Source organism: Micromonospora sp. NPDC047521 (assembly GCF_055587305.1).
Map to the genome: position 1 here is coordinate 244,557 of NZ_JBVJGN010000008.1, position 12,313 is coordinate 256,869.

The 12,313-nt window shown below is 70.8% G+C and carries 11 protein-coding genes; all 11 read left to right on the forward strand.

Going from position 1 to position 12,313, the window contains the following annotated elements:
• The 11 genes from ACZ6N8_RS19525 to ACZ6N8_RS19575 all read left to right on the forward strand — a co-directional run bounded on the left by ACZ6N8_RS19525 (window position 1) and on the right by ACZ6N8_RS19575 (window position 12,277).
• Window positions 1-291, forward strand: a complete 291-nt coding sequence (locus ACZ6N8_RS19525; protein WP_387123253.1) for a phosphopantetheine-binding protein — start codon at window positions 1-3, stop codon at window positions 289-291.
• Complete coding sequence (locus tag ACZ6N8_RS19530; RefSeq protein ID WP_466011671.1) at window positions 288-1,871, forward strand: amino acid adenylation domain-containing protein; 1,584 nt, start codon at window positions 288-290, stop codon at window positions 1,869-1,871. Before ACZ6N8_RS19525 ends, ACZ6N8_RS19530 begins: the two co-directional genes overlap by 4 nt.
• On the forward strand, window positions 1,861-3,276 hold the full coding sequence (locus ACZ6N8_RS19535; RefSeq protein ID WP_466011673.1) for a condensation domain-containing protein: 1,416 nt from the start codon (window positions 1,861-1,863) through the stop codon (window positions 3,274-3,276). The genes ACZ6N8_RS19530 and ACZ6N8_RS19535 overlap by 11 nt, the downstream gene beginning before the upstream one ends.
• A 25-nt stretch (window positions 3,277-3,301) precedes the next feature.
• Window positions 3,302-4,042, forward strand: coding sequence for a thioesterase II family protein (locus ACZ6N8_RS19540; protein ID WP_466011675.1), 741 nt, complete (start codon window positions 3,302-3,304; stop codon window positions 4,040-4,042).
• Between the two features lie 196 nt (window positions 4,043-4,238).
• On the forward strand, window positions 4,239-6,101 hold the full coding sequence (locus ACZ6N8_RS19545; protein WP_466011677.1) for an FAD/NAD(P)-binding protein: 1,863 nt from the start codon (window positions 4,239-4,241) through the stop codon (window positions 6,099-6,101).
• On the forward strand, window positions 6,098-7,681 hold the full coding sequence (locus ACZ6N8_RS19550; protein WP_466011679.1) for an AMP-binding protein: 1,584 nt from the start codon (window positions 6,098-6,100) through the stop codon (window positions 7,679-7,681). The genes ACZ6N8_RS19545 and ACZ6N8_RS19550 overlap by 4 nt, the downstream gene beginning before the upstream one ends.
• A 4-nt stretch (window positions 7,682-7,685) precedes the next feature.
• Window positions 7,686-8,741: a phosphopantetheine-binding protein gene (locus ACZ6N8_RS19555; RefSeq protein WP_466011681.1), complete on the forward strand. Its 1,056-nt coding sequence runs from the start codon at window positions 7,686-7,688 to the stop codon at window positions 8,739-8,741.
• 111 nt (window positions 8,742-8,852) lie between these two features.
• Window positions 8,853-9,062: an MbtH family protein gene (locus ACZ6N8_RS19560; RefSeq protein ID WP_364363198.1), complete on the forward strand. Its 210-nt coding sequence runs from the start codon at window positions 8,853-8,855 to the stop codon at window positions 9,060-9,062.
• 69 nt (window positions 9,063-9,131) lie between these two features.
• Window positions 9,132-10,097, forward strand: coding sequence for a 2,3-diaminopropionate biosynthesis protein SbnA (gene sbnA, locus ACZ6N8_RS19565; protein ID WP_466011683.1), 966 nt, complete (start codon window positions 9,132-9,134; stop codon window positions 10,095-10,097).
• Between the two features lie 9 nt (window positions 10,098-10,106).
• Complete coding sequence (gene sbnB / locus ACZ6N8_RS19570; RefSeq protein ID WP_466011685.1) at window positions 10,107-11,090, forward strand: 2,3-diaminopropionate biosynthesis protein SbnB; 984 nt, start codon at window positions 10,107-10,109, stop codon at window positions 11,088-11,090.
• A 17-nt stretch (window positions 11,091-11,107) separates the two neighbouring features.
• The gene (locus ACZ6N8_RS19575) at window positions 11,108-12,277 is read left to right on the forward strand and encodes a threonine synthase (protein ID WP_466011687.1); all 1,170 of its coding nucleotides are present in this window, start codon (window positions 11,108-11,110) and stop codon (window positions 12,275-12,277) included.
• Window positions 12,278-12,313 lie beyond the last annotated feature (36 nt).

Genomic DNA, 12,313 nt, shown 5'->3' on the forward strand with positions numbered 1-12,313 from the left:
ATGAGTGAATCCAGGGAACAGTTCGTTGACAGTGCCTATGTAGCGCCGGATGGTGAGGTGGAGCAGTCGGTCGCGCACATCATCGCTGACGTGCTTGCTGTCGACCGGGTCGGTCGTACCGACAGTTTCTATGATTTCGGTGGCACCTCGCTCGCGGCCATCAAGATCTGCGCTCGCCTCGAACAGGAGCGTGGTTGGCGGGCGGAGCCGGCCTGGCTGTTCATGAACGACGTCGTCGCGGATTTCGCCCTGCGGGTGTGGTCCGAGTCCGTGCTGGCGGCCGAGGCATGAGCGCACCGAGCAGTTCCCAGCCGCTGATCCACGAGGCAGTCGCCGCGCACGCGACGCGCGACCCCGACGCGCCCGCACTGATCTGGCAGGACCGGGCGATCAGTTACCGCACGCTGGACACGGCCGCGAACACCTACGCCGCCGACCTGGCCGACAGTGGTGTCGGGCCGGGGCAGGTCGTACCGATCCTGCTGGACCGCTCGCCGGAGATGGTGGCGCTGCAACTGGCAGTCCTCAAGACCGGCGCGGCCTACACGAATCTCGACCCGAGCTGGCCGGCGGAGCGCCAGAGACTCATCCTCGATCTCATCTCGCCGGCGGTGACGGTCACCACGGACGACAGGTGGGACGGCCGGTTCGACAGGTACCAGCCCTCGGACGGCGGCATCGACGACGCGGCGTGGCGCGCCCGTGCGTACGACCCGGTGTCGGTGCCACCGGACTCGCCCGCGACTGTCTTCTTCACCTCCGGCACGACGGGCGTCCCCAAGGGTGTGCTGTCGCCGCACCAGGCGGTGACGCGGCTCTTCGGCCCCGAGGGCCTCGACGGCTTCAGCCCCGGCCACGCGACGCCGCAGTTCGCGGCGCTGCCCTGGGACATGTACGCGTTCGAGCTGTGGGGGCAGCTCACGACGGGCGGCACCGTGGTGCTGGTCGCGGAGAGCCACCTGTTGCCGAACACGCTGCGGTACGTCGTGTCGAGGCACGGCGTCGACACACTGTGGATCACCACCTCGGTGTTCAACCTGTTCGTCGACGTGGCGCCGGACTGCTTCGAGGGGCTTGCCCACGTCTACACGGGTGGTGAGAAGGCGTCGCCGGAGCACGTGCGCGGCTTCCTGACCCACCATCCCGACCTGCCGCTCTGGAACGCCTACGGGCCCGCCGAGAGCTGCATGATCACGACGCTGCGGCGGCTGGTGCCCGCGGACTGCGACGTGCCCGGGGGAGTGCCGGTCGGCACGCCGGTCCGGGGTACCGGCGTGGTGCTGCTCGACGAGCGGGGCGCGCGCTGCGGCCCCGGTCGGGAGGGCGAGATCTGCATCGCTGGTCAGGGCCTGGCGAACGGCTACCTGGCGCAGCCGGAGTTGACCCGGGAGAAGTTCCCAACGGTGGACATCGACGGGGTCCCGGATCGGATCTACCGGACCGGCGACATGGGGGTGTGGGACGACGACGGCGTCCTGCACTACCGCGGCCGACGCGATCGCCAGGTCAAGATCAACGGGCAGCGGATCGAACTCGCCGAGATCGAGTCGGTGGCCGGCTCGCTGCCGGGCGTGCGCAACTGCGTCGCCTTCGCGGTGACCAACAGCGACGGTGTCCCGGTCCGGCTGGCGCTGGTGTACCAGGTCCCGACATCGGACGCCGATCCGTCCGCCCCATCGGACGATCCCCTGCGGGTGCACGACCAACTGCGTCGGCTGTTGCCCGCGTACCTGGTGCCGCAGACCATCCGCGGCCTGACGCGGTATCCGGTGACCGCGAACGGCAAGGTCGACCGCGCGGCGCTGCACGAGATCGCCCGGATCTCGCGGCCCGCCACCCGAGTCCGGGCGGGGCGCAACGATGAGCGGTGAACTGGACGCCAACCCCGGCGCGGGTACGCGCTCGCGGATCTTCCCGATGAGCCACGAGCAGCAGGGGCTGTGGATCGACGACGCCCTGTGGGACGGATCGTCCCGACACGTGGAAGCCTGGGTGTGCCGGATCACCGGGCGACTCGACGTCGACGCGCTCGAATGGGCACTCAGCCAGATCGTCGCTCGTCACGAGGTGCTCCGTACCCGGCTGACCGAGTGGAACGAGGAACCGGTGCAGCTGGTCACCGGCCCGGATCCGGTACGCCTGGAGAAGCTCTCCTGCCCGCCGGCGGCGCTCGACGACGAACTGGGCCGGATCGTCGGCAAACCGCTCGACCTGGGCGAGTCGCCCATGCGCTCGTGGCTGGTCCGCGTGTCCCCGGACGAGGTCGTCCTGGTGGTGCAGCTCCACCACGCCGTCATCGACGACTGGTCGCTGAACATCTTCCAGCGGGAACTCAGGCACTTCTACACCGCCCGGGTACGCGGCCTGGAGCCCGGCCTGGAGCCGCTGCCGGTGCAGGCGGGCGAACTCGCCATCGCCCAGCGGGCCGCGGGGCTGGACCCGAGGAACCTCGACTACTGGCGCGAGCGGGTGCGGGACGCTCCCCGGTCGTGCACCATCCCGCCGGCCCGGCCGGTATCCGTGGCGGCGACGGGCGACGACGAGCCACTCCCGGGCACGTTGCCGGCCTGGTGGCCGGAGTACGCCCGACGGCGGAACGCGATGGCCGGACATCACGCCTTCGAGATCAGCCCCGAACTCGGCCAGGCGGTACGCGACGCGAGCCGGGCACTGCGGACCACACCGTTCGGCGTCTTCGCGGCGGCGATGGCCGCGATGCTGTGGCAGTACGGCGAGTCCGATGAGGTGATCTTCGGGACGCCGATGTCGCTGCGCGGGTCAGCCGAGGTCGACGACGTGATCGGCGTCCTCATCGGCCTGCTGCCGATGCGGCTGGCCGTCACGGCCGACATGTCGTTCCGGGCACTCGCCAGGGGCGCCAAGGCGGAGATCCTGGGCGCCATGCAGCATCGCGGCGTCCCGTACCCGGTGATCGTCCAGCTGGCGCGCGAGGGCACCGCTCCCGACGCGCCGCCGCCGTGCGACGTGGCGATCGTCGTCGACGACATGGAGTGGGAGCCGTTCTCGCTTCCCGACGTCACCGCGGAGGTGATCCGCCTTCCGGAGCGGTACGCCAAGTTCGCGCTACAGCTCAACCTGGTGGCCGGCCGGGACGGCGGGTACTCGGGCGAGTGGAACTACGAGGCCGAGACCTTCGACCCGGCCACCGTGGCGGAGGCGGCCGGCCGGTTCCTGTCACTGCTGGCGTACGGCGTCGCCGCGCCCGACGAGCCGCTCGGCCGGATCTCCGCCGCCGCCGGGAGCGACCGTGCGTAGCGGCGCGGGGAGCAGCGCAGGACGGGTGCGGCCCAGAAACCAGTGGTTCCCGTTCGGGACCGGTGAGGACGCCGCGGTCCGCCTGCTGTGCCTGCCACATGCCGGCGCCGGTGCGGCGGTCTACCGGGCGTGGGGCCGCGACCTGCCGGCGACGATCGCGGCCTGCCCCGTCCAACCGCCAGGCCGGGAGACACGACGCTCCGAACAGCCCCTGACCTCGGCCGTGGAGATCGCCCGGCAGCTCGCGCCGGAGGTGCTCAGGACGGTACGACAGCCGTACGCCATCTTCGGCCACAGCACCGGGGCGCTCTGCGCCTTCGAGGTCGTCCGTGAGATCCGCCGTCTGGGCGGTCCCCTGCCGGTCCACCTCTTCGTGGCCGGCCGGCGTGCACCGAGCATCCCGATGATCAGGACCGAGCTGGCCGGGCTGCCTGCGGACGAGCTGGCGGTGGTGCTGCGCCGGCTGGGTGGAACGCCCGAGGAGATCCTGGCGGAGCCGGTGATGCTGGAGCTGATCCAGCCGTTGCTCGTCGCCGACTTCCACGTCAACGAGATCTACAGCTACCACCCCGAACCGCGTCTGCCGGTCCCCATCACGGCGTTCGCCAGCACGCGTGACCATTTCGCGGCTCCGGAACAGGTCGCCGGCTGGGAGCGGGAGACCAGCGACAGGTACGCGCAACTCGTGCTCGACGGTGACCATTTCGCGATCTTCGAGAAGTCCCCTGCGGTGCTCGAGCGGATAGCCGCCGACCTGCGGGTGTGATCGCCGCGCGATGGCGGGCCAGCAGCGCTGACGGCGGCAATCGCGAAGGTGTGACGGATCGTACGGGACTGGAATTGTCAGTGACGGCCGCCGATGCGGTGTGCGGTCGTCGGCCCATTGCCGCTTATTTGGAGGGTCTGCGATGGATGAGCAGTACGCGCCGGACCAACGGAGAAAATCGGTCACTGTTGCGATCGTGGGCGTCGGTGTCCGGGGGCTCAGTGTTCTGGAGCGTCTCATCAGCCACGCGGCCCTCGTCGACGAGGAGTTGACGTTCGACCTGCACCTGGTCGACCCCAACCCCGCCCAGCCCCAGCAGTACGACGTCCACCAGCCGGACTACCTGCTGCTCAATCACGCCTGCGCGTACGTCTCGATGTACCCGTCCCCCAGGTCCGTCTCCCAGGCGCCTCCGCTGAGCGGGCCCACCCTCTTCGACTGGGCGCGTGAACGAGGGCTGCGGGTGGCGCGGGACGGCTTCACGGTGGGCACGCAGGGGCGTCTGGTACGCCCGAACGACAATCTGCCCCGGCGGGTCTTCGGGGAGTATCTGCTGTCGTTCTACAGGCGTCTGCGGGACAACGCCCCGGAGAACGTGCGACTGATCCCGCACGTGTCCGCCGCCGCGGATCTGCGGCGAAAGGGTGACACGTCGATCCTGTCGCTCGACAACGGCGACCACATCGAGGCCGACTACGTCTTCGTGACGGTCGGCCAGCGCCCCTCCCGGCCGCCAGACGACCGGGACGGTTCGGCGGGGCGACTGATCGGCAGGCCTTACCCGCTGCCCGGGCAGCTCGCGTCCGTCCAGCCGTCGGAGACCGTCGCCATCGCGGGCCTCGGTCTGACGGCGACGGACGCGATCCTCGCGTTGACCGTCGGGCGGGGCGGCAGGTTCGACCGCACTGTCACACCGGAGCGGTACGTGCCCAGCGGCCGTGAGCCGCGGATCGTCGTGTTCTCCCGGTCCGGCCTGCCGTACCGCGCGCGGCCCGCGCCGTCGTCGGTCGTGGCGTACGAGCCCGTCGCGTTCACCCGTTCGGCGATCGACAGGCTGCGGGCCGCCACGCCGCAACTGGACTTCGACAGGGATGTCCTGCCGCTGCTCATGCTCGAACTGCGGGTGGCGTACCGCCGGGCGACGATCCTCCAGCAGACCGGCACCGAGGACGCCGAGGCGTTCCTCCTGCGTGCGCGTGCCGCGGTCGCCGACGGGCGCCTGCCCGCGCTCGACGACCTGCCCGGGCCTGACGAGTTCGACCCCGAGCTGGCGTACCACGGGACCGTGACGCCGAGCGCCAAGGACCTCCCGCCGCCGGCGGACGGCGAGGCGTACCAGCGGTCGCTGGAGTCGTGGATGGCCGCCGACATCGCCCAGGCGGCCCGGGGATTCGAGGGGAGCCCGTTCAAGGCGGCGACCGAGATGTGCCGCGAGGTCCGCGACACCATCCGGTACGCGGTCGAGTTCGGGGGACTGACTGACGCGTCGCTGGACCGGTTCTACCGCTACCACGCCGAGACGATCAACCGCCTGGTGATCGGCCCGGAGGAGGAGCGGTCCGCCAACATCCTGACGCTGCTGCGGTCAGGTGTGGTGTCGATGTCCCTGGGACCGAACCCCCTGGTGAGCTGGGACGATGACAGCCGCTCCTGGGCCCTGTCCTCGACGGCGTTCCCGGACCGCCACACGGTCCACGCGGACTGGCTCTACCGGGGCTACACCGACCGCCTCAGCTCCCTGCACGACGACACGACAGTGGTCGGCGCGATGGCCAGACAGGGTGTGCTCCGGCGGTTCCGGCCCGACAGCCAGGTCGTGGCGTCGATCGACGTGGACGCGCTGGGCCATCCCGTCGCGCAGGACGGCACCTCCGTCGCCCGGATCTGGACGTTCGGCCTGCTCTGCGAGGGCGCGACGTTCTACAACGGCTACCTCACCTCACCCGAACGCTTCGAGCGCGCACAGTCCGACGTGGACCGCGCGGCGCACGAACTCGTCGAGGACGTACGGCGTGCGGGACAGATCGTGAGCGCGTTCGAGGGAGGCACCTCGCGATGATCACCGAAACCGGACTCTGGGGTGGGACGGCCGATCCGTCCTGCGTACTCGACTCGTTCGAGCGATCGCTCGACCTCCGGCCGGCGACGCTCGCCGTCGCCGACCCGGAACACCAGTTGACCTACCGCGAGCTGGCCGCCTGGATCGCCCGCATCGGCGAGCTGCTTCGGGACGCAGGTGTCGGCCCGGGCGACACGGTCGCCGTCACCGGACGCCGGTCCGCGGCGATCGTCGCCGCGGCCTGGGCCGTCATCGGCGCGGGCGCCACCTACCTGCCGCTGGACGGCACCTTTCCGCGCCGACGCCTGGCCTACATGCTCGCCGAGAGCGGAGCCAAGGTTCTGCTGCACACGGGACCCGACCCGGAGCTGCCGGCGCCGCGCCGGATCACGATCCCGGCGTGGAGCGAGGTGGACCCGCTGGCCGGGACCGACCTGCGGTTCGTCCGCTGCGTTCCGGAGACGCCGGTCTACGTCATCTACACCTCCGGGTCGACCGGGAACCCCAAGGGGGTGGCCCTGCCGCACAGCTGCATCGACAACATGGCGTCCTGGCAGCGGCAGCACTCGGTCCGCGAGGACCTGCGGACGGCGCAGTTCGCACCGCTGAACTTCGACATCTGGTTCCAGGAGACGCTCAGCACGCTCGGCGGCGGCGGATCGCTCGTCATCATGCCCGAGGAGCTGCGGCAGGACCCGATCGAGCTGCTGGACTGGCTCGCCCGCGAGCGGATCGAAAGGCTGTTCCTGCCCTGCGTCGCGCTGCACATGCTGGCGACGGCGGCGACGGCGTTCGACTCGTTGGCGAACCTCGCCCTCCGTGAGATCAACACCGCTGGCGAGCAGTTGGTCTGCACGCCGGCGATCAGGGACTTCTTCGACAGGCTGCCCGGATGCGTGCTGAACAACCACTACGGGCAGAGCGAGTCGCACACCGTGTCCGTGCACACGCTGACCGGACCGAGCAGTTCGTGGCCCGCGCTGGCACCGATCGGCCTGCCACTGCCGGGCTGCGAGGTCCTGCTGGACATCGTCGACTCCGGTGACTCGAACGTCGGTGAACTCCTCGTCGCCGGCTCGCCCCTGGCACTGGGCTACCTCAACCAGCCGACGTTGAACGCGCAGCGGTACGTGCGGATCCCGCCGACCGCGCACGGGCACACCAGGGCCTTTCGCACCGGCGACCTGGCGAGCGTGGAGAACGGGGTGCTGCACTTCCTCGGCCGTACCGACGACGAGGTGAAGATCCGTGGGTACCGGGTCAACCCGCTCGAGGTCGAGGCATGTCTGGGCAGGCAGCCCGGGGTGGTGGAGGCCATCTGCGTCCCGGTGAGCCTGGGCGCCGGCTCCCGCCAACTGCGCGCCGCCGTCACCGTCACCGCCGGCGCGGAGTTCGACGCGACCGCAGCGCTCGCCGCGCTCCGCGAGGAACTTCCCTGGTACTCGGTCCCACCGTCCATCTCGGTGCTGCCGTCCCTGCCACGGACGTCGAGCGGAAAGGCCGATCGTGCCGCCATCGCGCGGCTGCTGGCTCCGGCGAACCGCACCACAGCGGTAGCCGCCGACGCAGGGGAGCGATGAGACCGTGACCGACAAACCACTGCTTCTCATCCTCGACTACCCGGGTCGACGGCCCGAGGCGCACATCAGCGAGATGCACCTCGACCGGTCCGGATTCGAGTGCCAGGAGGTCCTGACCTCGCCGATGCCGACCGCGCTCACGACTCCGGCGTACGCCCGCGACCTCTTCGCGCGGCTGGGGCCGGACCGCCCGGTCGCCCTGATCGCCTACTGCGCGACCGCGCCCCTGGCCGTCGCGATGGCCGCGCTCCTGGCCGGTCCCGCCGGTCCGGTACCCATCGTGCTGCTCGACCCGCAGCGGACCCCGCCGTCGGAGATTCTGCACGAATACCACGAGGTCGTGCGGCAGGTCGAGGGTCGCGCGCCGAATGTCGAACGACCTCCGCTGCTCGACATCGAGGGGCTGCTCGCCACCCCCGAGACCCTGGTGCGGCGGATCGGGGAGGACCTGCGCCTGCGGGCGAGGCTCGCGCTGGCCGCCTTCGGGTTCGGCGACGCCGACGTCAGCGGCCCGGTGGAGAACGTGGTGGGCGTGTACGTCGAGTGGCTCACCTTCCTCGTGTCGGCCCACCACGACGAGCAGCCGCCGCCGCGTGGCCCTGTCCTCCAGGTGATCTCGCAGGGCCATCCGGCCGACGCCGGCTGGCTGGGCGCGACCGACCTGCGGACCGTACGCGTCCCCTGCGACAGGCCGGAGCTGGCGGCCAACGACCAGGCGCGTGCCGCAGTGCTCGAGTTCCTGCACGGCGTCGCGCAGCCCGTACCCGCCGACGGGGGAGTGCGGGAGCGCGACGCGCAGGCCGACCCGATCACCGACACCGAACTCGCCCTGGCCCGCATGTGGGCTGAGGTCCTGGGCGTCCACGCGGTGGGTCGTGGCGACAACTTCTTCGACCTCGGTGGCGACTCGATGCTCGCGACCAGGCTGGTGCTGTCGGCCCGCCGCACCTGGAACGTGGAGTTCAACGTCCGGGTGCTCGTCGACACCCCGGTGCTCAAGGACCTCGCCGATCGGATCGACGTGCTTGTCGACGCCTCGACCAGCGGATCCCGTCGATGAGGGCGTCGGCAACGGGCAAGATGCCCGGTCCGCCTGCGACGCGGACGATCGATGCAGACGGCCGGTGCGCCAGTCGAGCGAAAGTGATCAACGACGAAACGAGGAGTGCTCGTGTCCAACCCGTTCGAAGACGCCGACGCTCGATATCACGTGCTGGTGAACGACGAAGCCCAGTACTCGCTGTGGCCGGCCGCTGTCGCAAGTCCCGACGGCTGGGTGGTCGTCCACGACGACGACTCCCGCTCCGCCTGCCTCGAGTACATCGAGAAGCACTGGACGGACATGCGTCCGGCAAGCCTTGTCCACTCCCAGGATGGCTGAGTGCCCAGCGGATACCGAGCCGGCCCACCGGCCGATGCCGACCGCGCACCACTGGCGTAGCGAGGCCCGATGATCTTTGACGCCGCGTACGAGATTGTCACCGACGACATCTTCCTCGACCTGGCCGGATTCGTGCCCGGGGTCGACCTGAGCCTGAAGTTGGAGGGTCTCAACCCCGCCGGGTCCATCAAACTGAAGACCGCCGTCGCGCTGATCGAGGATCTGATCGACAGATCCGGAATCGGACCTGGCGACCGGCTCATCGAATCGTCCTCCGGGAACCTCGGTATCGCGCTCGGAACCGTGTGCGTCAACCGGGGGATCAGTCTCACGATCGTCGCCGATCCCAACACCAACGCGGCCGCCGTCCGCACGATGCGGGCGCAGGGCACCACTGTGGTGATCGTCACCGACCGGGATGCCAACGGCGGCTTTCTGCAGACCCGGATCGACTACATCCGGTCCCAGCTCAAGCAGGACCGCAAACTGTTCTGGCCCAACCAGTACGCCAACCGGGCCAACAGTTCCGCCCACTACCGGCAGACCGCCCGGAGCATTCTCGAAGAGCTGCCCGATGTCGGCGCGGTGCTCGTCGGGGTGAGCACCTCCGGCACGCTGATGGGCTGTCTGGAGTTCTTCCGCGAGAACCGCCCGGCCACCCGGATCATCGCCGTCGACTCGGAGGGATCGATCCTCTTCGCGGATCACGGCGCCCCCCGCCTCATCCCCGGCCTGGGCGCGAGCCTCCGTCCCGAGCTGCTCGTCGACCGGGGCGACTACGAGCGGGTGGTCGTACCCGAGGTGGAGACGGTCTCGGCGTGCCACATCGTGGCGCGGCGGTACGGCCTGCTGGTCGGCGGGTCCACAGGTACGGTGCTCGCCGCTGTGCGCCGCCTGGCGCCGACGTTCCACAACGGTGAACCGGTGGTGGCCATCTCGCCGGACACCGGCGAGCGGTACGTCGACACCATCTACTCCGAGAAGTGGGTGGCTGAGCACTTCCCGGGCATCGACTCGGTCCTGGCGCGGTGGTGAGGAGTCCGAATGTTTCAGATCGTGCCGCACGCGGTCGCCGTCGACGCGCTCGACGGCGCCCGTGACGCCGTCCTGACGGCCGTCGAGAAGGCGTATCTCGCCCACGACCGGGGCGAGACAGTCAACCCGTCCAGCCACTTCCTGCGCTTCCCGGACCGGCCGGCGAACCGCATCATCGCCCTGCCCGCGTACCTGGGCGGCGAGGTCGGGATGCCGGGGCTCAAGTGGATCAGCAGTTTCCCCGGCAACCACGACCTCGGTCTGCCCCGGGCGTCGGCGGTGCTCCTGCTCAACGACGACCGGACCGGCCGGCCCGTGGCCTGCCTCGAGTCGGCCCACATCAGCGCCGTGCGTACCGCCGCCTCGGCGGCCCTGGCGGCGCGGGCCCTGCGACCGTCGGGTGGGCCGGTCACTCTCGGCTTCGTCGGTACGGGCGTGATCGCCCGCACCATCGCCGAGTACCTCAGGCACACGGAGCTTCCGGTGACCCGGTTCGTGTGCCACGATCTCGTGCCCGAGCGCGCGCAGCGGTTCGTCAGCGACGTGGAGAAGCACTGGCCGGGATCGGGCGAGGCGGTGGACCTGGACGCCGCGCTCGGCTGCGACGTGGTCGTCTTCGCCACGACCGCGGGAACGCCGTACCTGCCGGAGAGCCTGCGCTTCGCGCCGGGACAGACAGTTCTCAACGTCTCCCTGCGCGACATCCACCCGCGGACGCTGCTCGCCACGCAGAACATCGTCGACGACGTGGACCACTGCCTGCGCGCCCAGACCTCACCGCACCTGGCCGAGCAGCTGTCCGGCGGACGTGGGTTCGTGACCGGCACCCTCGCCGACGTCCTGCGGGGCAGGTGTGAGCTGAAGCCGCACGAGGCAGTCGTGTTCTCGCCGTTCGGACTCGGCGTTCTCGACATCGCGATCGGCGCCCTGGTCCTGGACCGCGCGAAGAGCGACGCGCGCACCGTCTCGGTGACGGACTTCTTCGGGAACTGACGTGCTGGGAGGCACCTGTGGGTGAGGCACGGCTAAAGTCCGTCGCGCACGGGCACGAGACGTACACCTATGACTACGACCAGTCGCTGCTGCCCGGGCCCGACTCGGGGACCGGCATGTGGCGGTACCGGGGCCTGCTGCCCCGACCCGACGTGCCCACCCGGTATCCGCTGCCGGTGGGCGGCACGCCGTTGCGCCCCGCGCGGGGACTACGACGGCGGCTCGGCCTGCCGGGGCTGTGGCTCAAGGACGAGACCGCCGGTCCCAGCGCCTCCAACAAGGACCGGGCGACGGCTCTCGTGATCGACGAGGGGCTGCGGCTCGGCGTCGGGGTGGTCTCCACGGCGTCGACAGGTAACGCCGCCCTGTCCACCGCCATCGGCGGCGCGGCCGCCGGCGTCGCAGTCGTCATCTTCGTACCCGAGGACTGCGCGCCGGCGAAGGTCGAGCTGATGACGGCGATGGGGGCGTACGTCTTCCGGGTCCGCGAGGGCTACCGCGCCGCGTTCGAGCTGTCCCGGCGTGCCGCAGCCCACTTCGGCTGGCTGGACCGGTGCACGGGGCTGAACCCGCTCACCATCGAGGCGAAGAAGACGGCCTCCTTCGAGGTCTGGGAGCAGCTCGGGAGACGCGCGCCGGACGCGGTGGTCCTGCCCGTCGGTGACGGGGTGACGCTGATCGGCGCGGCCAAGGGCTTCCGCGAACTCGTCGCGTGCGGCGTCCTGGCGACGGTTCCCCGGATCATCGCGGTGCAGGCGCGGGACTGCGCGCCGCTGGCCGCGCGGTGGCACGGCGCCCAGGAGCCCGCCCGGTGGCCGGGCACGGTGGCCGACGGCATCGAGGTCCCCGAGCCGATGCTCGGCGACTGGGCCATCGACGAGGTCCGCCACGCCGGGGGCGACTTCGTCACGGTCAGCGACGCGGAGATCCTGGACGCGGTGGCGCTGCTGTCCGACGCGGCGCGGCTCCCGACCGAGCCGGCCGGGGCCGCCGCGGTCGCCGGCCTGGGTCGGGCGAGCGCAGCGGGTCTGGTCGGTCCGGAGGAGACGGTGGTCGCCTGGGTGACAGGCGCGGATCTGCCGGCGGTGCCCGTCGAGGCCGCGCGGCCCGGCGCCGTGTTCACAATCTCGGCCAGCCTCGACGCGGTGGCCCACGCCCTGGCCGGCACATCCGTTCCAGCGGCCTGAGCCCGGCGCCGGGCGGCTGCGGCGGTGCCGCAGCCG

Bases quoted from the DNA above. Each gene is read 5' to 3' on its own strand.
- ACZ6N8_RS19535 (WP_466011673.1), top strand. From the start codon at position 1,861: ATGAGCGGTGAACTGGACGCCAACCCCGGCGCGGGTACGCGCTCGCGG.
- ACZ6N8_RS19550 (WP_466011679.1), top strand. From the start codon at position 6,098: ATGATCACCGAAACCGGACTCTGGGGTGGGACGGCCGATCCGTCCTGC.
- sbnB (WP_466011685.1), top strand. From the start codon at position 10,107: ATGTTTCAGATCGTGCCGCACGCGGTCGCCGTCGACGCGCTCGACGGC.
- sbnA (WP_466011683.1), top strand. From the start codon at position 9,132: ATGATCTTTGACGCCGCGTACGAGATTGTCACCGACGACATCTTCCTC.
- ACZ6N8_RS19530 (WP_466011671.1), top strand. From the start codon at position 288: ATGAGCGCACCGAGCAGTTCCCAGCCGCTGATCCACGAGGCAGTCGCC.
- ACZ6N8_RS19525 (WP_387123253.1), top strand. From the start codon at position 1: ATGAGTGAATCCAGGGAACAGTTCGTTGACAGTGCCTATGTAGCGCCG.